The organism is Micromonospora costi (genome assembly GCF_003626655.1).
In the GTDB taxonomy this organism is placed as follows: domain Bacteria; phylum Actinomycetota; class Actinomycetes; order Mycobacteriales; family Micromonosporaceae; genus Micromonospora; species Micromonospora costi.
The window spans coordinates 54,785-79,130 of the sequence record NZ_RBAN01000006.1; the positions used below are offsets into that span (position 1 = coordinate 54,785).

Annotated in this window: 23 protein-coding genes; 14 read left to right on the forward strand and 9 right to left on the reverse strand. The window is 74.0% G+C overall.

Features of this window, described 5'->3' with window-relative positions; translation table 11 throughout:
* Positions 1-192 precede the first annotated feature (192 nt).
* Both D7193_RS27580 and D7193_RS34660 read left to right on the forward strand, forming a co-directional pair.
* The gene (locus D7193_RS27580) at positions 193-1,608 is read left to right on the forward strand and encodes an OFA family MFS transporter (protein ID WP_120782560.1); all 1,416 of its coding nucleotides are present in this window, start codon (positions 193-195) and stop codon (positions 1,606-1,608) included.
* Positions 1,605-1,730, forward strand: a complete 126-nt coding sequence (locus D7193_RS34660; RefSeq protein ID WP_277749929.1) for an MFS transporter small subunit — start codon at positions 1,605-1,607, stop codon at positions 1,728-1,730. The genes D7193_RS27580 and D7193_RS34660 overlap by 4 nt, the downstream gene beginning before the upstream one ends.
* Before the next feature lie 46 nt (positions 1,731-1,776).
* Here the strand turns inward: D7193_RS34660 and D7193_RS27585 are convergent, their stop codons facing one another.
* Entirely contained in the window at positions 1,777-2,505 is a 729-nt protein-coding gene (locus D7193_RS27585) for an SDR family oxidoreductase (protein WP_120782561.1), read from the reverse strand.
* Between the two features lie 74 nt (positions 2,506-2,579).
* Here D7193_RS27585 and D7193_RS27590 point away from each other — a divergent pair, with 74 nt between their 5' ends.
* The 3 genes from D7193_RS27590 to D7193_RS27600 all read left to right on the forward strand — a co-directional run bounded on the left by D7193_RS27590 (position 2,580) and on the right by D7193_RS27600 (position 4,666).
* The gene (locus tag D7193_RS27590; RefSeq protein WP_120782562.1) at positions 2,580-3,413 is read left to right on the forward strand and encodes a patatin-like phospholipase family protein; all 834 of its coding nucleotides are present in this window, start codon (positions 2,580-2,582) and stop codon (positions 3,411-3,413) included.
* A gap of 43 nt (positions 3,414-3,456) precedes the next feature.
* On the forward strand, positions 3,457-3,912 hold the full coding sequence (locus D7193_RS27595; RefSeq protein WP_277749930.1) for a peroxiredoxin: 456 nt from the start codon (positions 3,457-3,459) through the stop codon (positions 3,910-3,912).
* A 67-nt stretch (positions 3,913-3,979) separates the two neighbouring features.
* On the forward strand, positions 3,980-4,666 hold the full coding sequence (locus D7193_RS27600) for a hypothetical protein (RefSeq protein ID WP_120782564.1): 687 nt from the start codon (positions 3,980-3,982) through the stop codon (positions 4,664-4,666).
* 12 nt (positions 4,667-4,678) lie between these two features.
* On the opposite strand, the gene D7193_RS27605 is transcribed toward D7193_RS27600, so the two are convergent.
* Positions 4,679-5,125: a MarR family winged helix-turn-helix transcriptional regulator gene (locus D7193_RS27605; protein ID WP_120782565.1), complete on the reverse strand. Its 447-nt coding sequence runs from the start codon at positions 5,123-5,125 to the stop codon at positions 4,679-4,681.
* Between the two features lie 102 nt (positions 5,126-5,227).
* Here D7193_RS27605 and D7193_RS27610 point away from each other — a divergent pair, with 102 nt between their 5' ends.
* Positions 5,228-6,331, forward strand: coding sequence for an epoxide hydrolase family protein (locus tag D7193_RS27610; RefSeq protein WP_120782566.1), 1,104 nt, complete (start codon positions 5,228-5,230; stop codon positions 6,329-6,331).
* Positions 6,332-6,349: 18 nt separating this feature from the next.
* Here the strand turns inward: D7193_RS27610 and D7193_RS27615 are convergent, their stop codons facing one another.
* The 5 genes from D7193_RS27615 to D7193_RS27635 all read right to left on the reverse strand — a co-directional run bounded on the left by D7193_RS27615 (position 6,350) and on the right by D7193_RS27635 (position 11,579).
* On the reverse strand, positions 6,350-7,387 hold the full coding sequence (locus tag D7193_RS27615) for an NAD(P)H-dependent flavin oxidoreductase (protein ID WP_241563545.1): 1,038 nt from the start codon (positions 7,385-7,387) through the stop codon (positions 6,350-6,352).
* A gap of 45 nt (positions 7,388-7,432) precedes the next feature.
* Complete coding sequence (locus D7193_RS27620; protein ID WP_120782567.1) at positions 7,433-8,602, reverse strand: RNA polymerase sigma factor; 1,170 nt, start codon at positions 8,600-8,602, stop codon at positions 7,433-7,435.
* 6 nt (positions 8,603-8,608) lie between these two features.
* A complete protein-coding gene (locus D7193_RS27625; RefSeq protein ID WP_120782568.1) occupies positions 8,609-9,016 on the reverse strand; it encodes a YciI family protein in 408 nt (135 codons plus the stop codon).
* A gap of 134 nt (positions 9,017-9,150) precedes the next feature.
* Complete coding sequence (gene cydB, locus D7193_RS27630) at positions 9,151-10,149, reverse strand: cytochrome d ubiquinol oxidase subunit II (RefSeq protein ID WP_120782569.1); 999 nt, start codon at positions 10,147-10,149, stop codon at positions 9,151-9,153.
* A 14-nt stretch (positions 10,150-10,163) separates the two neighbouring features.
* A complete protein-coding gene (locus D7193_RS27635; protein ID WP_187356273.1) occupies positions 10,164-11,579 on the reverse strand; it encodes a cytochrome ubiquinol oxidase subunit I in 1,416 nt (471 codons plus the stop codon).
* 196 nt (positions 11,580-11,775) lie between these two features.
* On the opposite strand from D7193_RS27635, the gene D7193_RS27640 reads away from it, so the two are divergent.
* From D7193_RS27640 to D7193_RS27655, 4 genes are all read left to right on the forward strand, one after another.
* Positions 11,776-12,552, forward strand: coding sequence for a lysophospholipid acyltransferase family protein (locus D7193_RS27640; protein WP_120782571.1), 777 nt, complete (start codon positions 11,776-11,778; stop codon positions 12,550-12,552).
* A 95-nt stretch (positions 12,553-12,647) separates the two neighbouring features.
* Positions 12,648-13,415: a glycerophosphodiester phosphodiesterase family protein gene (locus D7193_RS27645; RefSeq protein ID WP_120782572.1), complete on the forward strand. Its 768-nt coding sequence runs from the start codon at positions 12,648-12,650 to the stop codon at positions 13,413-13,415.
* A 16-nt stretch (positions 13,416-13,431) separates the two neighbouring features.
* Positions 13,432-14,823 carry an MFS transporter gene (locus D7193_RS27650; RefSeq protein WP_120782573.1) on the forward strand — a complete coding sequence of 464 codons (1,392 nt, stop codon included), beginning with the start codon at positions 13,432-13,434 and terminating at the stop codon, positions 14,821-14,823.
* A gap of 107 nt (positions 14,824-14,930) precedes the next feature.
* A complete protein-coding gene (locus D7193_RS27655) occupies positions 14,931-15,647 on the forward strand; it encodes a thymidine kinase (RefSeq protein ID WP_120782574.1) in 717 nt (238 codons plus the stop codon).
* Here D7193_RS27655 and D7193_RS27660 read toward each other — a convergent pair.
* Positions 15,614-16,825 (reverse strand): low temperature requirement protein A, encoded by a 1,212-nt coding sequence (locus tag D7193_RS27660; protein WP_158674880.1) that lies wholly within the window; start codon positions 16,823-16,825, stop codon positions 15,614-15,616. The two genes, D7193_RS27655 and D7193_RS27660, sit on opposite strands and share 34 nt — an antisense overlap.
* Positions 16,812-17,222 (reverse strand): Rv0361 family membrane protein, encoded by a 411-nt coding sequence (locus D7193_RS27665; protein ID WP_120782576.1) that lies wholly within the window; start codon positions 17,220-17,222, stop codon positions 16,812-16,814. The genes D7193_RS27660 and D7193_RS27665 overlap by 14 nt, the downstream gene beginning before the upstream one ends.
* A gap of 162 nt (positions 17,223-17,384) precedes the next feature.
* Here D7193_RS27665 and D7193_RS27670 point away from each other — a divergent pair, with 162 nt between their 5' ends.
* The 4 genes from D7193_RS27670 (at position 17,385) to D7193_RS27685 (ending at position 24,296) form a co-directional block, all read left to right on the forward strand.
* A complete protein-coding gene (locus D7193_RS27670) occupies positions 17,385-19,088 on the forward strand; it encodes an acyl-CoA dehydrogenase family protein (RefSeq protein ID WP_120782577.1) in 1,704 nt (567 codons plus the stop codon).
* A gap of 397 nt (positions 19,089-19,485) precedes the next feature.
* A complete protein-coding gene (locus D7193_RS27675; protein ID WP_120782578.1) occupies positions 19,486-21,801 on the forward strand; it encodes a glycosyltransferase family 2 protein in 2,316 nt (771 codons plus the stop codon).
* Position 21,802: 1 nt separating this feature from the next.
* Entirely contained in the window at positions 21,803-22,633 is an 831-nt protein-coding gene (locus D7193_RS27680) for a hypothetical protein (protein WP_120782579.1), read from the forward strand.
* Entirely contained in the window at positions 22,626-24,296 is a 1,671-nt protein-coding gene (locus D7193_RS27685; protein ID WP_120782580.1) for a hypothetical protein, read from the forward strand. Before D7193_RS27680 ends, D7193_RS27685 begins: the two co-directional genes overlap by 8 nt.
* Positions 24,297-24,346 lie beyond the last annotated feature (50 nt).

A 24,346-nucleotide genomic window follows, 5' to 3' on the forward strand; every position in this document is an offset into this window, starting at 1 on the left:
CGCTCCGGGGGTCGGGCGGTGCCGCGTCCGGCGGTCAGCGGGGGCGGCGGGCGAGGGTGATGCGCTGACCGTTCGGCTCACCGCAGCGACCGCCCGGCGACGGCGCGGGACCGTCCTGGTTTTCCCGGGCCCACCGGCGGGTGGATGAAAGGGGAAAAGGATTTCACCCGTCTTCCGGAGAGGACCAGCGGCATGCTTTCCGCACTCGACCGTCGGCACACCGTGGCGCCGCCGGGGTACAGCCGTTGGCTGATACCACCGGCGGCGTTGGCCATCCACCTGTGCATCGGGCAGGTGTACGCCACGAGCGTGTACAAGAACTCCCTCATCGCGCACTTCGACACCGGTCAGACGGCGATCGGGGTGATCTTCAGCATCGCGATCGTGATGCTCGGCCTGTCCGCCGCGGTGGCGGGCACGTGGGTGGAGGCGAACGGGCCGCGCAAGGCCATGTTCGTCTCGGCGTGCTTCTGGGCGGCCGGTTTCCTGGTCGGCGCGCTGGGCATCGCGACCCGGCAGCTGTGGCTGCTCTACCTCGGGTACGGGCTGCTGGGCGGCATCGGGCTGGGGATCGGCTACATCTCCCCCGTGTCCACATTGATCAAGTGGTTCCCGGACCGGCCCGGGTTGGCGACCGGTCTGGCGATCATGGGTTTCGGTGGCGGGGCGATGGTGGCCTCTCCCCTGTCCCGGCAGCTGTTGTCGTACTACGACCCGGCGTACGACCCGTCGAACGCCGGGTCGACGGCGTCCGGCAGTGCGCTGGTATGGCTGTTCGTGACGCTGGGCGTCGGCTACTTCCTGATCATGATGTTCGGGGTGTTCAACGTGCGGGTGCCGGCGCCGGACTGGCGGCCGGCCGGGTTCGACCCGGCGCGGGTGGCGGCGAAACCGCTCGTGACCACGGCCAACGTGTCGGCGGCGAACGCGCTGAAGACCCGTTCGTTCTGGCTGCTGTGGGTGGTGCTGTTCTGCAACGTGACCGCCGGCATCGGCATCCTGGAACAGGCGAGCCCGATGATCCAGGACTTCTTCCGCGACGGCGGCACCTCGGCGGTGTCGGTGGCGGCGGCGGGCGGTTTCGTGGGCCTGCTGTCGCTGTTCAACATGGCCGGCCGGTTCGTGTGGTCCTCGACGTCCGACATGATCGGTCGCCGGCCCATCTACATGGTGTACCTGGGCGTCGGCATGGTGCTGTACGCGCTGCTGGCGCTCGTGGGGCACGCGGCGACGGGCCTGTTCGTGCTGCTGGCGTGCGTGATCCTGTCGTTCTACGGTGGCGGGTTCGCCACGGTACCGGCGTACCTGCGGGACCTGTTCGGGACGTTCCAGGTGGGCGCGATCCACGGGCGGCTGCTGACCGCCTGGTCGGCGGCGGGTGTCGCCGGTCCGCTGATCGTGAACGGGTTCCTCGACGCTCAGGGCAAGCCCGGCACGTTGACGGCGGAGGCGTACCGGCCGGCGTTGTTCACGATGGTCGGGGTGCTGGCGGTGGGGTTCGTCGCCAACCTGTTGATCCGGCCGGTGCCGCAGCGGTACCACGAGCCGGCGCTGCCGGACGAGGACGTGAGTGTGGAGGCGACGGCGGAGAGGAGCGGTACGCGATGAACGAGGCACGCCCGCGCGGGCAGAAGACCCGGTTGTGGATCTCCTGGTTGGTGGTGTCGGTGCTGCTGGGTTACGGGGTGGTGCAGACCGTGATCACGGCGGCGAAGCTGTTCACGAGCTGAGCCCGGTGCGGTGGCCCGGGACGCGGTGCCCGGGCCACCGGCGTGTTCAGAGTCCGCCGGCGACGCGCAGCACGGTGCCGGTGGTGTACGACGCGTCCGGGCCGAGCAGCCAGGCGATCGCGCCGGCGACCTCGTCGGGCTCGCCCGCCCGGCCCAGCGGGATGCGGCCGGCGGCGGTGTCGGGCCGGTCCGGCCGGCCGGAGACGGCGTGGATGTCGGTGCGGATGATGCCGGGGGCGACCCCGTTGACGCGGATGCCGCGCGGCGCGAGTTCCTTGGCCAGACCGAGGGTGAGGGTGTCGGTGGCGGCCTTGACGGCGGCGTAGTGGATGTACTCGCCGGGGCTGCCCAGCGTGGCGGCCGCCGACGACACGTTGACGATCGCGCCGCCGGCGCCCATCCGGCGGGCGGCCTGCTGGGCGCAGAACACGTAGCCGACGAGGTTGACGTCGACGACGTGGCGCAGGTCGCCCGGGTCGAGGTCGACGAACGGGCCGATGGGGCTGGTGACGCCGGCGTTGTTGACCAGGCCGGTGAGGTCCCCCAGCTCCGCGGCGGCGTCGAACAGGGCGGTGACCTGGTCGAGGTCGGTGGTGTCGGCGGGCAGGGCGACGCCCCGGCGGCCGGCGGCGTGGACGTCGGCGAGGACGGCAGCGGCGGCATCGTGGTCCCGGCGGTAGCCGAAGGCGATGTCGTGGCCGGCGCGGGCCAGGCGCCGGGCGGTGGCCGCGCCGATACCGCGGCTGCCGCCGGTGATCACAGTGACTGGGCTCAACGCGTCCTCCCTGCCGGTGTCGCTGCGGCGACGTTACCGTGACCGGCACAGGGCGGCGGGGAGGGGAAGATCACATGGAGCGGGCGTTGGTGCTGGGCGGCGGCGGGGTGACCGGGGTGGCCTGGGAGTGGGGGCTGCTCGCCGGGCTGGCGGAGCGGGGCGTGCCCCTGGCCGAGGCGGAGCTTGTGGTGGGCACGTCGGCCGGGTCGATGGTGGGCGCGCAGCTGTGCTCCGGCCGGCCGCTGGAGGAGTCGTACGCCGCGCAGCTGACGCCGCCGCGCGGAGAGGCGGCGGCCCGGTTCGGGATGGCGGCGGTGGCGCGCCTGGTGTGGGCCGGTGCCCGTACCCGCGACGAGGTGCGGGCGCGGGCGAGGATCGGCGCGATGGCGCTGTCGGCGCGTACGCAATCGGAGTCGTCGCGGCGGGCGGTGATCGAGTCACGGTTGCCGGTGCGGGACTGGCCGGCGCGGCGGCTGCTGGTGACGGCGGTGGACGCGCGCTCGGGCGAGTTCGTGGTCTTCGACGCGGCGTCGGGGGTGCCGCTGGTGGACGCGGTGGGGGCCAGTTGCGCGGTGCCCGGCGTGTGGCCGCCGGTGACCATCGGCGAGCGGCGGTACGTCGACGGTGGGATGCGTTCGCCGGTGAACGCGGACCTGGCGGCCGGGTCGGACCGGGTGGTGGTGTTGGCGCCCACGACGGCGGCGTTCGGGCCGATGCCGCGCCTGTCGGCGCAGGTGGCGGCGTTGCGGGGGCAGGGCGCCCGGGTGGTGGTGGTGTCGCCGGACGCGGCGGCGCGAGCGGCGATCGGGCGTAACGTGCTGGATCCGGCGCGCCGGGCCGCGGCGGCGCGGGCCGGCCGAGCGCAGGCGGACGCGGTGACCGACGAGGTGGCGGCGGTCTGGGGGTGATCCTCTAGGCTCGCGCGCGTCGATGTCGAGGCGGAGGTGCGCGATGCTGCGTGTGGGTGACGAGGTCGCGGAGTTCGCGCTGCCGGACCAGACGGGTACGGTGCGGCGGCTCACGGAGTTTCTGGCCGCGGGCCCGGTGGTGCTGTTCTTCTACCCGGCGGCGATGACGCGCGGGTGCACGGCGGAGAGCTGCCACTTCCGGGACCTGGCGGCGGAGTTCGCGGCGGTCGGCGCGCAGCGGGTGGGCATCAGCCGGGATCCGGTGGCCCGGCAGGCGGAGTTCGCCCGGCTGCACGGGTTCGACTATCCGCTGCTGTCGGATCCGGACGGTGCGGTCGCCGACCGGTTCGGAGTGCGCCGGCGCGTGCCGCTGGGGGCGTTGAGCACCCGGCGGGTGACGTTCGTGATCGGCACCGACCGGCGGGTGCTCGCGGTGGTGCGCAGCGAGCTGAGCATGAACGCGCACGCCGACGCGGCGTTGCGGGCTCTCGGGGGTTGATCGTCGCGGTGTCGGAGCCGGCTGGTATCAAGGGCTGCATCAAACAGGTGTACGAGAAGAGGGTGTGATGGCGGGCCAGGGTTTGTCCACTGACGACGTACGGGGCATCCGGGAGGCGCTGGCGGCCGGCCGCAAGCCGAAGGTGGTGTTCACGGCCTCGGCGGGCCAGATCGCCGGGCAGGTCGGTCAGGTGGTGGGGTTGACCGATCCGGCCGAGTCCGACGAGTTCGTGGTGGTGCGGTTCGGGCGCGACGAGTTGCCCTTCTCCCCCGCCGACGTGGCGGTGGCGCCACGCGGCGCGGGCCGACGGGCGGCCGAGCCGCAGCCGGAGCCCGAGCCGGAGCCGCCGGCCGCGGCGGAGCCGGAGTTCGTGTTGGACCGGGTGCCGGCGCCGCGTCCGGCGTCGCGGGAGGAGTCGAAGGTGGAGACGGTGGAGGCGGCCAGGCCGGCGCGCCGGGCGGCCAAGGTGGCCAAGCCGAAGGGTCCGGCGGGGCTCACGGTCACGCTGGCGTACGCCGACGGCGAGTGGACGGTGGCCGCGCAGCAGGGCAGCAAGGCCCTCGCGAAGCCGTACGTGGTGAAGCCGGCCGAGGCGCTGCGGATGGTGGCGCTGGTGGACGTGCCGGGGGTGCACGAGGCCGTGGAGCAGATCCTGGCCGCCGAGCGGGCCGAGGCGGAGCAGCAGGCGGAGAAGCTGCGCGCCGAGTTGGCCGAGATCGAGGCCCGATTGGCGGAGCTGCGCGAGGCGCACTGACCGGCGGCCGGGTCACCGCTCCGCGACGAGGGTGGACAGCAGCCGGATCAGCTGGTCACGGTCGGCGCGGCTCAGGGGCGCGAGGAGGGTGTCCTGGGCGCGGTCCAGGGCGTCCTCCATGCGGCGCAGGTCGCGCCGGCCGGCGACGGTCAGGGTGATCACGTTGCGCCGCCGGTCGCCCGGGTCGGGGCTGCGTTCGACCAGGCCGCGGTCGGCGAGGTCGTTGAGCGCGGCGACGACGTCGCTGCGGTCGATGCCGCAGCTGCGGCCGAGGTCGGCCTGACTGGTCGGGCCGATCTCGGCCAGCGCGGCGAGGAGCCGGTAGTGGTAGCCGCGCACGCCGACGGTGCCGAGGGCCTCGGCGACGAGCCGGTGGGCGTGGGTGGCGGCCTGGCCGAGCAGCCAGCTCGGGGTGGTGTTCAGGCGTGCGGGCGCCTGGGGCGCGGGGGCGGGCTCCATGGGGTCGAGCCTACCAATTAATCGTTGGCGGCCCCCACGATTCCTGATACGTTGGCGTGGCCAACGTTGGTACTGCCAACAGTCATCTCTGGAGTCGAAATCATGATCAAGCCGTTCCGCATCGACATCCCGCAGGCCGACCTCGACGACCTGACCGACCGGCTCGCCCGCACCCGCTGGCCCAACGAGGTGGCCGACGCCGGCTGGGACTACGGCTTCCCGCTGGCGCGGCTCAAGGACCTGGCCGACCACTGGCGCACCCGCTACGACTGGCGGGCGCACGAGGCCACGCTCAACGAGCTTCCCCACTTCACCACCGAGATCGACGGCCAGAACATCCACTTCGTCCACGTCCGGTCCCCGAAGGCGGACGCGCTCGCGCTGATCCTCACCCACGGCTGGCCCGGTTCCTTCCTGGAGTTCCTCGACGTGATCGAGCCGCTGTCACGCGACTTCCACCTGGTGATCCCGTCCATCCCGGGTTACGGCTTCTCCGGGCCGACGCACGAAGGCGGCTGGGATGCCGTCCGGATCGCGCGCGCCTGGGCCGAGCTGATGCGCCGACTCGGGTACGAGCGCTACGGCGCGCAGGGCGGTGACTTCGGCGCGGGCATCTCGCTGGCGCTCGGCGCGGTGGCGCCCGAACAGGTCGTCGGGGTGCACGTCAACTACCTGCCGACCCGGCCGGACCCGGACGCCGACGTCGAGCTGTCCGAGACGGACGAGGCCCGGCTCGACCGGGTCCGGCAGCTGATGGCGAACCGTCCGCCCTACCAGGCGCTGCAGGCCCTCACCCCGCAGACCATCGGCTACGCGCTGACCGACTCGCCGGTCGGCCAGCTGGTGTGGATCGCCGAACGCTTCGCCCAGTGGACCGACCCGCGCTCGCCGATCAGCGACGACCGGATGCTCACCGACATCTCGCTGTACTGGCTGACCGCCACCGCGGCCTCCTCGGCGCGGCTGCACCACGACGCCCCGCGGGGGCGGACCGCGCCGTGCCCGGTGCCGGTCGGCGTGGCCGTGTTCGCGCACGACATCACGCAGTCGGTGCGACCGCTGGCCGAGCGGCTGTACGACATCCGGCACTGGTCGGAGTTCGACCGCGGCGGCCACTTCGCGGCGATGGAGGTGCCCGACCTGCTCGCCGGGGACGTCCGGGACTTCTTCCTCACCACGTCCGGCCAGCCGGCCGCCGCCGGCTAGAAGGGGTGGCGGGCGCGCTCAGAGCGTCGCCGTGAGGCGTCCGACCACGTCGGCCGCGGGGCCGGTGGTGGCGTGCCGGTAGCCGGTGCCGGCCCACAGGTGCACCCGGTCCGGGTGCCCCGCCGCGGCGGCCGCCACCCGCATGCCCCGCGTCAGGTGGTGCAGCTCCGGGTAGCCCAGCGGCGCGGTGGCCTCGTACCGGTCGATGAACGCGTTGTGCAGCCCGCGCGCCGGCCGGCCGGTGAAGGCGCGGGTGAGCACGGTGCGGGTGAACGCCGGATCGGCCAGGGCGTCGCGATGGGTCCGGCTCGCCCCGCTCTCGTCGGTGCGCAGCAGCAGCGTGCCCACGGCCACCGCGGTGGCGCCCGCCGCCACCAGGTCGCGGACGTCGTCCGGCCCGGCCACCCCGCCCGCGGCCACGACCGGCAGGTCGGTGGCCGCGGCCACGTCCCGCACCAGCGGAAGGGTGGACGTCGGCGGCGCCGGCCGGCGCGGGGTGTGGGTGCCGCTGTGCCCGCCGGCCTCCGTGCCCTGCGCCACGAGCCCGTCGACGCCCAGGTCCCGGGCGGCGAGCGCCTCGGCCACCGACGTGACCGTGACCAGCAGGCGGGAGCCGGCCCGGCGCAGCGCCGCGACGGCTGCCGCGTCCGGCAGCCCGAACGTGAAGCTGACCACGGGCACCGGGTGCGCCACCAACAGGTCGATCTTGTCGGCCCAATGGTCGTCGTCGTGCACCAGCGGGGCACCTGCCAGGTCCAGCCCGTACGGCGCGCCCTCGGCGGCGATCTCGCGGGCGTACCGGCGGAAGGTCTCCTCGTCGATCTCCGGCGGCTCGGGGACGAACAGGTTCACCCCGCACGGCGTGCCCGTCCGGTCCAGCTCGGCGAGGTCGGCGGCGACCGCCTCCGGCGTCTTGTAGCCGGCCGGCAGGAAACCGAAGCCGCCGGCCGCGGTGACGGCCCGCACCAGGGCGGGGGTGCTCGCTCCCCCGCCCAGCGGGGCGCCCACGAGCGGCGTCCCGCTGCCGAACAGCTGCCTCCACGGTTGCGCGGTCACCGCCCCACCCTAGGCCCGGCCCGGCGCCGCGAAGTGGACGGTCTCCTATCGGGGCGGCGACTGCCCGCCGCCCGCACGCAGCCGCACGTTGAGCCGTGCGGCCTGGCGCGTGAGGTGGTCGCGTTCGGCGAGGTTGGGCGCCGACCGGGCGGCTTCGGCGTAGAGGCGTGCCGCCGTCACCGGATCACCGTCGCGCTCGTGCAGGTACGCGGCGGCGGCCGTGTGGCGGGGCAGGGTGGGGTCGAGTCCCGCCAGGGCGGCCAGGCCGGCCCGGGGTCCGTCCGCCTCGCCGACCGCGACGGCCCGGTTGAGGCGGGCCACCGGGCTGTCGGTGAGGCGGACCAGTTCGTCGTACCACTCGACGATCTGCACCCAGTCGGTCTCCTCGGCCGTCCGGGCGTCGGCGTGCAGCGCGGCGATGGCGGCCTGGGCCTGGAACTCCCCCAGGCGGTCACGGGCCAGCGCCGCCTGGAGCACGTCGACGCCCTCGGCGATCAGGCGGGTGTCCCACCGGCTGCGGTCCTGCTCGGCCAGCGGCACGAGCCTGCCGTCGGGGCCGGTACGCGCCGGACGCCGCGCGTGGTGGAGCAGCATGAGCGCGAGCAGGCCCGCGACCTCCTCGTGGCTGATCCTGGCCGCCAGCTGGCGCGTGAGCCGGATCGCCTCCGCGGCGAGGTCGACGTCGCCGGAGTAGCCCTCGTTGAAGACCAGGTACAGCACGCGCAGCACCGTGGCGACGTCACCAGGCTCGTTGAGGCGGACCCCGGACACCGTCCGCTTGGCCCGGCTGATCCGCTGGGCCATGGTCGCCTCCGGCACCAGGTAGGCCTGCGCGATCTGGCGCGTGGTCAGGCCGCCGACCGCACGCAGTGTGAGCGCGACGGCCGAGGCCGGTGTCAGGGACGGGTGCGCGCACAGGAAGTACAGCTGGATGGTGTCGTCCACCACCTCGGCCGGGCCGGGTACGGGCTCGGCCTCGACGAGCACCTCCCGCCGGCGCCGGGAGGTGTCGGCGCGGGCAGCGTCGAGGAACTTGCGCCACGCCACCGTGAGCAGCCAGCCCTTGGCGTCCCGCGGCGGATCGTCCGGCCAGCGCCGGACGGCCTCGACAAGGGCCTCCTGCACGGCATCCTCGGCCGCCGCGAAGTCAGCTCCGCGGCGGACGAGGATCCCGATCACGGTGGGGGTGAGGGTCCGCAGCAGGGACTCGTCCACTGCGCGTCACTCCGTGATGGTCGGGGGCTCGGTCAGGAACGGACGCACCTCGAGCCACTCGTGGATCGGCTTCCCACCCGCCCCCGGGGCCGCGGACAGCTCGCCGGCCAGCTCCAGCGCCCGCTCGTAGGTCTCGACATCGATCACCATCCACCCGGCGATCAGGTCCTTGGTCTCCGCGAACGGGCCGTCGGTCACCGGCGGCCGGCCCTCACCGTCGTAGCGGACGAACGTGCCCTCCGGGGACAGCGCCTGCCCGTCGACGAACTCGCCGCTGCCCTCGAGCCGAGTGGCGAAATCTCGCATGTACTGCACGTGGGCCGAGACTTCCTCCGGCGTCCACTGGTCCATCGGCACGTCGTTGACCGCCGCCGGTGCGCCCCGGTAGTGCTTGAGCAGCAGGTACTTGGCCATCGTGTTCTCCTCGGTGCGGTACGGCCATTGTCGCCGTGTTCACCGCGGGGACGCCGCGGCGCGCGGGTTCTCGACATCCCACCGGAGATTTTTCCGGCGAATTTTTTCGAGGACCCGCGCGCCGTGCGGGGGCGTCAGTGCTGCGGGATGTGGGCCACACCGATGCGCTTGCGGAACACCCAGTACGTCCACCCCTGGTAGGCCAGCACGATGGGGGTGAACACGACGGCGATCCAGCTCATGATCTTCAGCGTGTAGGGGGTGGAGGCGGCGTTGGTCGCGGTGAGCGTGCCGGCCGCGTCGAGCGTGGACGGCAGCACGTTCGGGAACAGCGCCGCGAACAGGGTCGCCACGGCCAGGCCGATGGCCACGGCGGTGCCGGTGAACGCCCAGCCCTCCCGGCGTACCCGGGCGGCGGCCAGACCGGCGAGCAGCGCGGCTGCGGCCGCCGAGGCCAGCACGACGGCGGCCGTGCTGGACCGGATCGACAGCGTCCAGGTCAGGAACGCCACCGCGAGGACCGCGGCCACCACGCCCACCCGCACCGCGAGGGCGCCGGCGCGCTCGCGGATGTCGCCCACGGTCTTCAGGGCGACGAACACCGCGCCGTGGGTGAGGAACAGCGCCGCCGTGGTCACCCCGCCGAGCAAGGCGTACGGGTTGAGCAGGTCGAGCAGGCCGCCGGCGTACTCGTGGTCGGCGGTAAGCGGCACGCCGCGCAGGATGTTGGCGAACGCGACGCCCCACAGCACCGCCGGCACCAGCGAGCCGAAGAAGATCGCCGCGTCCCAGCGCCGCTTCCAGGACGGCTCGGGGCGCTTGTGCCGGTACTCGAAGGCGACGCCGCGGGCGATCAGTGCCAGCAGGATCAGCAGCAGCGGCAGGTAGAAGCCGGAGAAGAGGGTGGCGTACCACTCGGGGAAGGCCGCGAACATGGCGCCGCCCGCGGTGATCAGCCAGACCTCGTTGCCGTCCCAGACCGGGCCGATGGTGTTGATGAGGACGCGGCGTTCCCGGTCGTCGCGGCCGAGCACGGGCAGCAGCATGCCGACGCCGAAGTCGAAGCCCTCCAGGATGAAGTACCCGGTGAAGAGGACGGCGACGAGCAGGAACCAGATGGTCGTGAGTTCCACGGTGCTTCCTCAGGTCAGTAGGCGAAGGCGAGCGGGCGCTCGGCGTCGTCGTGGCTGTCGTCGATCTCGGGAGCCGGGGTGAGGTCCGGTACGCCGGCCTTGGCGTAGCGGACCAGCAGCCGGAACTCGATCACGGCGAGGGTGGCGTAGATCAGAGTGAACGCGGTGAACGAGGTGAGCACCTCGGTCAGCGACACGCTGCGGGAGACGCCGTTGCGGGTGAGCATCTCGCCGAAGACGATCCACGGCTGGCGGCCCATCTCGGTGAAGATCCAGCCGAAGGAGTTCGCGACCAGCGGCAGCAGCGGCATGACGAGGCCGGCGCGCAGCAGCCACTTGTTGTGCGGAGCGCGGCCCTTGCGGTGGGTCCAGAGCACCAGCAGGGCGATCGCGGCGGCGGCCATCCCGAAGGCGATCATGAAGCGGAAGCTCCAGTAGGTGACCGGGATGATCGGGGCGTAGTTGCCGGCGCCGTACTGGCTGGCGTACTGGGCCTGGAGGTCGTTGATGCCGTGCACGGTGCCCTTCGGGTCGCCGGTGCCCAGGTACGACAGCAGGTACGGGATCTTGATGGCGAACAGTTCCCGGCTGCCGTCGAGGCTGCCGACGGTGAGGACGGAGAACGAGGCGGGGCTCTCGGTGCTGTAGAGGCCCTCGGCGGCGGCCATCTTCATCGGCTGCACCTGCGTCATGATCTTGCCCTGGATGTCGCCGGTGATCAGCACGCCGGCGGCGGCGACCAGGGTGACCCAGGAGCCGAACTTCGCGGCGAACCGGTAGGTGGGGGTGTCGGCGGAGTCGCGGTTGCGGACGAGGTGCCACAGGGCGACCGCGACCAGCAGGGACCCGGCCACGAGGAACGCGCCGGCGATGGTGTGCGGGAAGGTCACCAGGGCGACCTTGTTGGTGAGCACCGCCACGAAGTCGGTGAGTTCGGCCCGCCCGGTGTCCGGGTTGACCCGGTAGCCGACCGGGTTCTGCATGAACGAGTTCGCGGCGAGGATGAAGTACGCGGACAGGTTCGTGCCGATGGCCGCGGCCCAGATGCTGGCGAGGTGCAGCCGCTTGGGCAGCCGCTCCCAACCGAAGATCCACAGGCCGATGAAGGTCGACTCCAGGAAGAACGCGACCAGCGCCTCGATGGCGAGGGGGGCACCGAAGATGTCGCCCACGAAGCGGGAGTAGTCGCTCCAGTTCATGCCGAACTGGAACTCCTGCACGATGCCGGTGACCACGCCCATCGCGAAGTTGATGAGGAAGAGCTTGCCGTAGAACTTGGTGAGCTTGAGGTAGCGCTCGTTGCCGGTGCGGTGCCACAGGGTCTGGAGGATGGCGACCAGCACGGACAGGCCGATCGTCAACGGCACGAAGAGGAAGTGGTAGACGGTGGTGACACCGAACTGCCAGCGGGCGACGTCCAACGCGTCCACCTGGAACCCCCAGCTGTTCATACTACGAGACGTAGTAAATACTACTGCTCGTCGTAGAGAAATGGGCAGGGGCGGGCGTCCCGAACCGGCCCGGGACCAATGACCCTGATCACCCCGGGCCGCCCGGCCCCCGGTGGAGGGGATGGCGTGCCCTCGGCGCCGATCCCGCCCCCGCACGTGCGACCATTCAGCGCTGATGGACACCGCCCACGCCACCTGGCAGCCCCCCGCGATCTGGCGCACCGCACAGGTGCTCGCCCGCGGCGTCGTGGCCGCCGTCGCCCGGCTCGAGGTCACCGGCGAGGTGCCCGAGGAGCTGCGCCGCGGCCCGCTCGTCCTGGCCGCCAACCACATCAGCCCGTTCGACCCGGTCGTCCTCACCGCGGCCTGCCGCGAGCGCGGCGTGGCACCCCGGATCATGGCCACCGGCGGACTGTTCCGCGCCCCCGTCGTCGGCGCCCTGATGCGCCGCGCCGGGCACATCCGGGTCGACCGGGGCACCGCGGCCGTCGGCCGGGCCCTCGACGACGCCGCCGCGGCGGTCGCCGCCGGATCCGTGATCCTCGTCTACCCCGAGGGCCGCATCGGGCTGGACCCCGGGATGTGGCCGGAACGCGGCAAGACCGGGGCCGCCCGGCTCGCGTTCGCCTGCGGCGCCCCCGTCGTCCCGGTCGCCCAGTGGGGCTCGCACGAGGTGGTGCCGTACCGGACGCCGAGGGGACTGCTGCGCGGGTTGGCCCGCGCCGTCGTCCGCCGCCCGGTGATCCGCGTGCACTTCGGCGAGCCCGTCGACCTCACCGGGGTCGACCCGGGCACGCCCGGCGCCGCGCGCCGGGCCACCGACCGGATCGTCGACGCGATCACCGACGCGCTCGTCCCGCTGCGGCCCGACGAACCCGACCGGCCCCGGCACGTCGACCCCGGCCGCCCCACCGACACCAGCCGCTCGCACCGCCGCCGCCCGCCGGCCTGACCCGTCTCCGGACGGCTGCCCGACCCCGTTTCCGGACGGCGAACGGCCGTCGGCCGGTCACCCGGCGGACACCGGCGCCGGGCATACTGCGCTGCGTGCTGACCGGTCATCCCTACCTCGACGCGCCCGCGCCGCTGGCCTTCGCCCACCGCGGGGGCGCTGCCGACGGCGACGAGAACACCGCCGAGGCGTTCGCCCGCGCCGTCGGGCTCGGCTACCGGTACGTGGAGACCGACGTGCACGCCACGGCCGACGGGGTGAGCGTCGTCTTCCACGACCCCACCCTGCGCCGGGTCACCGGCGAGCCGGGCCGCATCGCCGACCTGCGCTGGGCCGACCTCGCCTCGGTACGCGTCGGCGGCGCCGCCGTGGTGCCCCGCCTCGATGAGGTGCTCACCGCGTGGCCCGAGGTGCGGTTCAACATCGACGTGAAGTCCGACCCCGGCGTCGAGCCGGCGGTCGCCACCGTCGCCCGGGCCGGCGCGGAGCACCGGGTCCTGCTCGCCTCCTTCAGCGACGCGCGGCTGGTCCGGATGCGCGCGCTCACCGAGGGGCGGGTGGCGACCTCGTTGGGCATGCGCGGCGTGGCCCGGCTGCGGATGGGTTCCCTGACCGGGCGCCCGCTGCGGCTGCCGCCGTCCGTGGTGGCCGCACAGGTTCCGGTGCGCTACGGGCGGGTGCCCGTGGTGGACCGCCGGTTCCTGCGCTACGTCCACGCCCTCGGCCTCCAGGTGCACGTCTGGACGATCGATGAACCCACCGAGATGCACGAGTTACTTGATCTTGGTGTGGATGGCATCATGACCGATCACGTCGGCGTGCTGCGCGACGTCTACCGCAGCCGCGGCCACTGGGCCGCCTGACCGGCGAGAGGACCCGATGGCCGAGACCGTGACCCCCACGGTGCAGGACAGCCCGCCCCCGGCGAGCACCCGGCGCGAGCGCACCGGCTGGTACGTCTACGACTGGGCCAACTCGGCCTTCCAGACCACGGTCATCACGGTGTTCCTCGGGCCGTTCCTCACCACCGTGACCGAGCTGGCCGCCGGCTGCGAGCTGGGCGCCGACAGCTGTGACGGGTACGTGCATCCGCTCGGCATCCGCGTCGCCGCCGGCTCCTACTACCCGTACCTGATCTCGCTGTCGGTGTTCCTCACCGTGTTCGTGCTGCCGGTCATGGGCGCCATCGCCGACCGGTCGCTGCACAAGAAGCGGCTGCTCGCCGGCGCGGCGTTCACCGGCGCGGCCGCGACCATCGCCATGGCCTTCGTCACCGGCGACCGCTACCTGCTCGGCGGGGCGCTGTTCCTCGTCGCCAACATCAGCTTCGGCGCCGCCATCGTCGTCTACAACTCGTTCCTGCCGCAGCTCGGCGGGCCCGACGAGCGCGACGCCATCTCCAGCCGCGGCTGGGCGCTGGGCTACCTCGGCGGCGGCCTGCTGCTGGCGCTCAACCTGGTGGCCGTGACCCTGCTCAGCGAGGAGGGCAACCCGCAGCGCACCCTCGACCTGGCCCGCTGGTCGATCGTCTCGGCCGGCGTGTGGTGGGCGTTGTTCACCCTCGTGCCGCTGCGCTGGCTGCGGGAACACCCCACCGCGGCCGCCGTCGCCGGGCGGGGCAACGTGCTCACCGACGGGTTCCGCCAGCTCGGCCGCACCCTGCGGCAGATCAAGGCGTACCCGCTCACGCTGTTCTTCCTGCTCGCGTTCCTCGTCTACAACGACGGCATCCAGACCGTCATCACCCTGGCCAGCCAGTACGGCACCGAGGAGCTGCTGCTGGAGCAGAACACCCTGATCATCACCATCCTGCTGGTGCAGTTCCTCGCCTTCGGCGGGGCGCTGCTACTCGGCGCGCTCGCCCGCCGCATCGGCGCCTGGAAGACCGTGCTGCTCAGCCTCGTGCTGTGGACGCTGGTGATCGTGGCCGCGTTCCGGCTGCCCGCCGAGGCGCCGTTGCCGTTCATGGTCCTCGGCGCCGCGATCGGCCTGGTCCTCGGCGGCAGCCAGGCCCTGAGCCGGTCACTGTTCAGCCAGCTGATCCCCGCCGGCAAGGAGGGCGAGTACTACGGCTTCTACGAGATCAGCGACAAGGGCACCAGCTGGCTCGGCCCGCTCGCGTTCGGCCTGGTCTTCCAGCTCACCTCCTCGTACCGGGTGGGCCTCGTCTCGCTGCTGATCTTCTTCGTGGTCGGCTTCCTCCTCCTGCTGGCCGTGCCGATCCGCCGGGCCATCGTCGCGGCCGGCAACACCCCGCCGCGGGTGCTCTGACCGCCGGCCGGCGAACGGCCACCATGACCGCCGGCCAGCGGCCACCATGATCGCCGGTGGCCGCGCCACCCGGATCGGGACCGGCCGATGGGTTAGGCTGCCCGACCGTGACTGACGACGCCGCCACCGCACCCACCTGCCTGGCCCGCCCCTTCGCGGGGCCGGACGACTCCCCGGGCGGGTGCGCGGCGGCGCGCGGTCTCGACGGCCGGCCCCTGCACGCGGCCGCGCTGAAGTTCTTCTGGGGGCCGATGGACTGCGGGAAGTCCACCATGGCGCTGCAGATGAACTACAACCACGCGCGCCAGGGCCGCCGCGGCCTGGTCACCACCCGCATCGACCGGTCGCTCGGCCCGCAGGTGACCACCCGCATCGGCCTCGCGCACAGCGCCATCGAGGTCACCGACGACCTCGACCTGCGGGCGCTGGTGCGCGGCCGGTGGGACGAGGGCGTCCGGGTCGACTACCTCATCTGCGACGAGGCCAGCTTCTACACGGTCGAGCACGTGGAGCAGATGGCCGAGCTGGTCGACAGCTACGACGTCGACGTGTACGCGTTCGGGCTGGCCACCGACTTCCGTTCCTGCCTGTTCCCCGCCGCCCAGCGGCTGTTCGAACTGGCCGACGAGGTGGCCCGCATCCAGGTCGAGGTGCTCTGCTGGTGCGGCCGGGAGGGGCTGCTCAACGCCCGCGTGGTCGACGGGCGGGTGGTCCGCGAGGGCGCGCAGGTCGTCATCGGCGACACGGTGGACACCGCCGACGTGCGCTACCAGGTGCTGTGCCGGCGGCACTACCGCAGCGGCGACCTCGGCCCGCGGGGCTGACCGTACGGCAGCCGGTCGGTGACGATCACCCCGATCGTCACGAGCACGGCCACCGCCGTTCCCGCCGCCACCGGCAGCCGCAGGGCCACCGCCACCGGTGCCGCCGCCAGCAGCACCGGCACGGCGGCCGCCCGTCCGACCCACCCGCGGCGCACCAGCACCACCTGGTACGCGGCGTGCCCGGCGAGGAACAGCGCCGGCCCACCGAACACGACCAGTGCGCTGCCCACGTCCAGCGGCACACCCGGCCCGCCGAGCAGCCGCTCGTCGCCGACCGCGCTCACGATGATGCCCGCCACCATCACCGGGTGCAGGTAGTTGAACGCGAGGCGGCTCAACCGCCCGGTCCGCTCGCCCGCGCGCGTCAGCGCCGCGATCCCGGCCTCCGCCGCCCGCGCGAAGTACACCCACCACAGCGCCACCGACCCGGCGAACGCCAACAGGAACGCGCCCATCGTCACCCGGCCCGGATGGCGGGCCAGGAGCCCCCCGGTGACCAGGATCGACTCGCCCAGCGCGATGAGGATGAACGCCTGGCACCGCTGGGCCAGGTGCCCGCCCTCCACCTCCCACCGCTCGGGGCGGGTACGTCGCCCGCCCGGCGTGGGGAACCCGATCGCCAGCCCCAGCATCTCCACGGCGATGACCGCCGTCCACAGCAGCTCACGCGCCGGCGACCCGACCAGCCCGCCGGTCACGGCCAGCAGCGACGTGCCGACGAACCATGGCAGTCCCTGCCGGAACCCGGGCTCCAACCGGGGCTGGCCGCGCACCGCCCACAACACGAAGGTGACCCGGCCGAGCTGGACGGCGGCGTACGTCGCAGCCAAGAGCAGCCCGCTGCCGGCGAACGCGCCCGGCACCGCCGCGGACAGCAGCAGGCTGCCCAGCATCACCGCCAGCAGCATGACCCGGACCGGGGTGCGGTCGGGGCGCAACGAGTTCGTCACCCACGCCGTGTAGATCCACACCAGCCAGAGCAGCCCGAGCAGGATCGCGGTGCGCGCAGCGCCCAGCGGATCCGGGTGGCTGATCAGGAACTGGGCCAGCTGCGTGACGGTGAAGACGTACACCAGGTCGAAGAACAGCTCCGTCGACGTGGTCGGCTCCACGCCGCGGTGCTCGCGCAGCAGGTGCGGCCGGAGCGGACCCGCCGGCGGCGGGTCAGAACGGGTCACCGCAGATACGCCAGTCGCCGTCCTCCCGGACCACCGGCAGCTCACGCCTCTCGGTGACCCCGCTGTCGCGGGTCAGCTGCACCGTCACCGTCCCGTGCGGGCGCCCACCCCGGGTCGTCACCGACACGTCCACGATCTCGTAGTCCCGCACCTCCGGGGGCGTACGCACCCAGCTGGTGAAGCCGATCTCGCTCCACTTCTTCCGGGCGTCGGCGCACAACCGGTCGTAAGCGCCGCCGGTGTCGCCCACGGTGACCTCGCGCAGGAACTCGTCGGCCGTCTCCCGCACCGGACCGGCCGCCTGGGTGACCACCTGCAGGTTGCGCACCCCGAGCCCGGCCACCCCCACGCAGCACACGGCCACGCCGACACCGGCGAACACGAGCCCCGTACGCATCGGACGGCGACGCCGGGCCGGCCGGCTCCACGCCTGCCCCGTGCCCACGCCCCGACCGTAGAGAACCGGACCGGCCCGCGGGCGGCAAACGCCTCTGTCGCCGGCGCCACCGCATCGTCTACCGTCGGGCGCACCACCCCCGCACGCGCCAGGAGCGAGAGCATGAGCCGCTACGTGCAGCCGGTACCCGCCCCCGACGACCCGTATGCCGGCGACGCGCTGCTGCGCTCCTGGCTGGAGCGGCAGCTCGGCGCGGCCGGGCACGCCGCCGCCAAGGGTCGCCTCGCCGACCTGGCCGCCGACGTGACCGGGCCGCTGCGCGCCGCGCACGCCGACGCCGAGGCGCACCCACCCACCCTGGTCCGCTACGACCCGTGGGGAGCCCGCATCGACCGGGTCGACACCTCCCCCGGCTGGCAGGCGCAACGCGCCGCCGCCGCGCGGCACGCCGTGGTGGCCCTGCCGTACCTGGAGTCGGCGCGCGGCACCTGGGGCGCCGCCGCCCGCGTCGTCCAGCACGCCCTGCTGCACCTGTACGGGCCCGAGTCGGCCACCTTCTCCTGCCCCGTCGCGATGGCCGACGGCGCCGCCGCGCTGCTCAGCCTCCCCGAGGTCGACCCCGCCGTGCGCGACGCCTGGCTGCCCCGGCTCCTCTCCACCGACCCGGCCACGGCCATCACCAGCGGGCAGTGGATGACCGAGTCGCAAGGCGGCTCCGACCTGGCCCGCTCCAGCACCACGGGCCGGCCCGCTGCCGACGGGTCGTGGCGGCTGACCGGCGAGAAGTGGTTCTGCTCGGCCGCCGACTCGGCGATGGCCGTGGCGCTGGCCCGCCCGGAGGGCGCCGGCCGGGGCAGCCGCGTCCTCGCCCCGTTCCTGGTCCCCCGCTACGCCGCCGACTCGCCCCTGTCCACCGGCGAGGCCCCGGACGCGCCCGCGCCGGGCGTCACCGTTCACCGGCTCAAGGACAAGCTGGGCACCCGGGCGCTGCCCACCGCCGAGATCGGGCTGCGGGACGCGTACGCGCTGCCGCTGGGTGACCCGGCGAGTCCCGGCCTGGTCCGGGCCATGACGCTGGTGGTGGTGACCCGGGTGCACAACGCCGCGGCCGCCGCCGGCGGCATGCGCCGCGGCCTCGCGTACGCCCGGGCGTTCGCCTCGGCGCGGCACGTGGCCGGCGGGCCGCTCGCGGCGTCGCCGCTGCACCGGGCAACCCTCGGCACGCTCGCGGTCGACGCGGCCGGCGCGTTCGTCCTGGCCGGGCACGCGTTCGCGCTACTCGGCCGGGTGGAGGTGGGTGCCGACCCGGCGGCCGCCGCCGAGCTGCGCATCGTGGCGCCGCTGGCGAAGCTGGCCACCGGCCGGCTCGCGGTCAGCTCCGCCAGCGAGTACGTGGAGAGCTTCGGCGGCGCCGGCTACGTGGAGGACACCGGGGTGCCGCGGCTGCTGCGCGACGCGCAGGTGCTGCCGATCTGGGAGGGCACCACCAACGTGCTCGCCCTCGACGTGCTGCGCGCGGTCAGCCGCGAGGACGCCGGCACGCCGCTGCTGCGCCGCCTCGACGCCGCCGCCGACCTGGCCCGGCCGATCTCGCCCGCGCTGGCCGACACGCTCGCGGCGGTGACCGGTGAGCTGCGCGACCGTCTCGCCGGGGTGGCCGCCGATCCGCAGTCCGCGGCGGTGGTCGCCGGGGCCCGGGACCTCGCGCTGCGGCTGGCGCACGCGCTGACCGCGGCGCTGCTCGTGGAACACGCCGCGTGGGGCGACGAGCAGGCCGAGCTGGCCGCCCGGCTGTGGGCCCGCCGCTGGCTGCGGCACGAGGACGTCGCGGCCGACGCCCACCACGGCCTGGACCTGCTCTGCTGACCCTCGGCGGTCAGGAACCGGGGGACCCGGTGATCGAGCGGGGCGTCCCCGGGCTGCCGCGCCGCCGGCGCCGCCCTGGTGTGCCGCGACGCCGATGGGCGCCTCGCCGCCTGGTCCACCGGCGGCTGACCCGGCGGCCCGGGGCACCGGGTGAACCGCCCGTGTCGGGTGGGCGAAACGCAGGTGAATTGTGGTGCGCGGGCCGGGTCGACGGGGTGTGTGCTCGGCTAATCTGGGCGCCGCTCGTGATCACCGCGGCTGACATGCCCGCCTCCTCCCCGAAACTGGTGTCGTGGTCCAGAACGCGTCGTCCACCCCGCCCGCGCAACAGCCGACGTCACCAGCCCGCACGCCGTGGCGGGCGCCGCTGCGCCGCGCCGGCCGGTCGGAGGTCTGAATGCCGCCGCGGCTCAGCGTCGTCGTCCCCTTCTACAACGTCGCCGCGTACATCGGTGACTGCCTCGAGTCCATCGCCCGGCAGACCTTCTCCGACCTCGAGGTGGTGCTGGTCGACGACGGGTCGCGGGACGCCAGCGCCGAGGTGGCCGCCGAGTTCTGTGCCCGCGACCCGCGGTTCCGGGTCGTCCGCCAGGAAAACCAGGGGCTGGGCCCGGCCCGCAACACGGGTATCGCGCACAGCACCGGCGAGTACCTGACGTTCGTCGACAGCGACGACCTGGTCCCGCCGCACGCGTACGAGCTCATGGTCGGCTCCCTCGACCGCACCGGCTCGTCGCTGGCTGCCGGCAACGCCCGCCGGTTCAACAACACGCTCGGCGTCCGCGCCGCCTACCTGCACCGGACGATCTTCGCCGCCGACCGGGCGGTCACCCACATCCTCGAGTACCCGGCGCTGGCGCTGGACCGGATGGTGTGGAACAAGGTGTACCGCCGGTCGTTCTGGGACGAGCACGACTACCGCTTCCCGGCGATCCGGTACGAGGACTACCCGGTCACCATGCGCACCCACCTCGACGCCGTGACCGTCGACTGTCTCAGCGCCCCGGTCTACTTCTGGCGTGAGCGGGAGTCCGGCGAGTCAATCACCCAGCAGAAGTACGTCTTCGCGAACCTCGCCGACCGGGTCACCTCGGCGCTCATGGTGCTCGACCTGGTCGACGAACGCGCCCCCGAGCTGCGCGGGCGGGTGCACGCCCACTTCGCCGAGATCGACCTGCCCACCATCCTGCAGGGGTTCGGCACGATCGCCGAGCACGAACAGCAGCCGCTGGTGGAGCTGGGCCGGCGCCTGCTGGGGCGCCTGGAGCCCGACGTGCTGGCGAAGGCCCGGTCCTTCGAACGGCTCCAGGTGCAGGCCCTGGCCGCCGGCGACGCCGACCTGCTGCGCCGGCTCGCCGCGTTCCGCGCCGACGCCGGTCAGCGCGGCGGCGTACGCGCCCACCGCCACGGGGTGCTGCCCTGGCGGTACGAGACCCGCTACCCCACCCCGGACGGCGCCTCGCCGTCGGTGCCGCGCCGGCTGTACCGGCTGCCCCGGCGCGACCTGCAGCTGCACACCACGGTGTCCCGGGTCGACTGGGACGACGACGGGCTGGTCGTGCAGGGCACCGCCGACATCCGGCACGCCCCCCGCCCGGCCGACGAGTCGTGGCGGTTGCGGATCTCGCTGGTCCGCGGCCTGCGAACCGTGCACCTGCCGGTACGCCGGTTCCAGGCCCGCGACTCGCACGGCGAGACCGCCCTGGTCGGCTTCGAGACGCGGGTGCCCCGGCGGCTGCTCACCGGCGTGGCCGCCGACGGGGCCTGGCCGCATCTGACCGTCGACCTGCGCGCCGGCGGGCTGCACCGGCGCGGCCCGCTGCGCACCGTCGGGTACGGCGGCGGGCAGTACCCCGACGGGGCGTGGGTGACCGAGGACCTGTGGCTGCAACCCACCAGCGGTGGCGACCGGTTCATGCTGCGGCCGGTGCACCGCCCGGTGGAGGTCACCGACGCGACCGTCGACGGAGACGTCCTGATCCTCTCGGGTCGGCTGTCCGCGCCGACCGCCGACCCGGCGCTGCGCGTGGCGCGTTCCTCGGGCACCCTGCGCGTGCCCCTGGAGACGGGGACGGGCAGCGACGAGCGGGGCTTCACCGCCCGGATCCCGGTCACCGACCTGATCGACACCGCCAACCCGGACGACCCGTTCACCCTGCGCACCGCCCGGGTGCCGCGCCTCGACCAGGGCGCCAACGGACCCCTGCTGCTCGCCACCGGCCTGCGGCGGTCGGTGTACACCGTGCACGACGGGCGGCTGCTGACCGTCACCCGCTCGCCCGGGCAGTACGTCAACCTGTTCGAGGGGCCGGTGCGGCTGCACGCCGACACCGTCGAGGTGTCCGGCGGCGACGGCGGGCAGCGCCTCACCGTCGCCGGCCCGTGGTGGGACGGCCGGGATCCCGGCGCGGTGGTGTGGCGGCGCTTCCGGGAGGGGTCGGACGAGCACGTCGACGTGCCGTGCCACGGCGTGCACGACCGCAAGGGCTGGTCGGCCGAGGTGGCCGTGGCGGACCTGCTGCCCGCCCAGCCGGGCGACGGCTACGAGGTCACCGACTGGACGCTGTTCGTCGTACCCGGTGACGGGACGTCGCCGTACGCCGTGCAGGCCGACGCCTACCTCATGGCCCGGCTGCCGATCGACCTGACCGTGGCGGGGTCGGCGGTGCGGATCCTGCCGCGGGCCGGCCGGCTGCACCTGGAGGTGGTCTGACGTGCACCATCACAACCACTACTACGGCCAGGCGCACATTCTCGCCCGCTACTGCGGCCTCGACGACGAGTTCCCGCCGCGCATCCGCGGCTACCTGCAGCACGGGTGGAACGTGGCGTGCGGCTGGAACCCCGCGCACGAGTTCTTCGACGGCGCGTGGCGGTACGTGTGGAGCGACGGGCCCCGCCGCCGTGGCCACTTCCTCGGCCGGCGCAACTACCACGTGACCGGCGCGCCGTGGCTCTACCTCCAGGAGATGGAGCCCGACCTCGGCCGGGTGCCCGACGACGAGCGCCGGGGCACCCTGTGGTTCCTCTTCCACGGCTGGGAGGGCGGCAAGATCCACGGCGATCACGCCCGCCTCATCGATGAGATCCGGGAGACCGAGACCGAACCGGTGACCGTCAGCCTCTACTACACCGAGTACGAGCGCCCCGAGGTCCGCGCGGTCTACGAGCGGGCCGGGTTCGACGTGATCTGCTTCGGCCGGCGCGGCTGGAACTACGAGGGCACCGACCGGCGGTTCCTCTACAAGCAGCTCGAGGCGTTCCGCCGGCACAGGCGGGTGGCGGCCAACCGGCTCAGCACCGCGGTGTTCTACGGCGTCGCGGCCGGCTGCCAGCCTGCCGTCTACGGCGACCCCATGGCCATGGAGGGCGAGAACCCGCTGTTCGGGGGCACCGCCCGGGTCGCCCGCCTCTGGCCCGAGATGCACGGCAAGGACATCGACCTCGCCACCGCGCGGGAGATCACCGACCAGGAACTCGGCCGGCCGTGGCTGCTGTCGCCCGCCGAGCTGCGCATGCTCTTCGATTGGAACCAGCGTGACTGACACCAGCTCGACCGGTATCGCGGTGGTCCGCGGCGAGATGCAGCCGTGGAGCGACGCCACGGGCCCCCGGACACCGGCCGGCGGGCCCGTGCTCACCGCGTTCCTCGCCGACCTGCTCCCGCCGGCGTCCCACGCGCTCGTGCTCGGCCCACACGGACGCGACGTCGTGGAGGCGGTGGCCGCCCGCAGCACCGCGGTGACCGTGCTGCTCCGCTCGGTCAGCGACGCGACGGAACTGCACGCCGCGCTGGCCGCCACGAACGTGCGCGTGGTCGCCGGCGCGCTCGACGGCCTCGCCGACGAGGGCGGCCCGGCGTACGACCTGGTCGTGGCCGCCGACGGCCTGGACCGCGTCCTGGGGGCCGACTCGCCGGAGTGGGACTGGCCGCGCCGGGCCGCCGCGCTGGCGGGGCTGACCGCCCCGGACGCCACGGTCGTCGTCGGCCTCGGCAACGAGTTCGCCCTCACCGACCTGCTCGACCGCCGTCCCGCCCGGGATCGGCACGGCGACGACGAGTGGCGGCCCCTGCACGACGACCCCGCCCGCCCCGTCTCGCCGGGCCAGTTCCGGGACGCCCTGGCAGCCCGGGGACTGCACGTGACCGCCCTCTACGCGAGCTTCGACGTGGCGGGGACGGCGCACACCCTCCTCGACGTGGACGCCGCGACGGCCGGGCGCCCCGGCCACCCGGCGGTCCGGCTGGCCGTACGGGCGTTGGAGGCGGCCGCCGCCCGTCAACCGTTGCTCGCACCCGTGGCGGAGGGCGCCGACAACGCGGCCCGCGCGGGGCTGCTCGGCGCGGTCGCGCCCGGCTGGCTCGCCGTCTGCGGCGCCGGCGCGCCCCGGCACACCGCGTACGCCGACGCCGGCGACGGGCTGCTGGTGGCCGACCGGGACGGAGGCCGCTGGCGGGTCACGGTCACCGGCGGCGGGGTCGGCGCGGGCGCCCTCGCGCCGCTCGACACCGTGGCCGAGGTGCCCGACACCGAGACGGTGGAGCGGCGGCTGCTGCGCCTCGCGGCGGCCGAGGACCTGCCGGGATTCCGCCGGGTGGCGGCACGGCTGGGCGACTGGGCCCGCACCGACGGCGCCGGCCTGGTGGCCCGCCTCGACGACACGGGCATCGACGGCGACACGCTCACGCGTGGGCTGCTCGCCTGGCGTACCGCCGAGCCGGCCACGCCCGCGGAGCTGCTGGCGGCGGCCTGGCACCGCTTCCGCGACCGCCTGATCGGTGGCCACCACCGGCACCCGTGGCCGCCGTGGCTGACCGCCGACGACCTCGTGACCATGTGGCTGGGCATGTCCGGCGAGGAGGCGGACGCCGCGGCGCTCGCCCGGGGGCGGCGCCTCGCCGACGCCGTGGCCGCGGCCGTCGACGCCGGCCTGGCCGAGGTGGACCTGCGGGCGGTGCTCGCCGACGCGGAGGCCGCGCGGGTGCGGTCGGTGGAGCTGGCCGGGCACGTCGCCGGGCTGGAGCGCACCATCCGGTTCCGCGACCAGCAGCTCAAGGCGCGGGAGAACCGCCTGCGGGCGCTGCGGTCGGAACTGCGCGCCCTCAAGGGCTCGCGGGCCGGGCAGCTGGCCGAGGCTATCCGGAAGGTGGCCGTGATCCGCGACCCGAAGCGGGTGGCGCGGGCGGTCAAGCGGCGCCTGCGCTGAGGTGCCGCCGCGTACCTGACAGGAGATGGCAGGTACGCGGCGGAGACTGC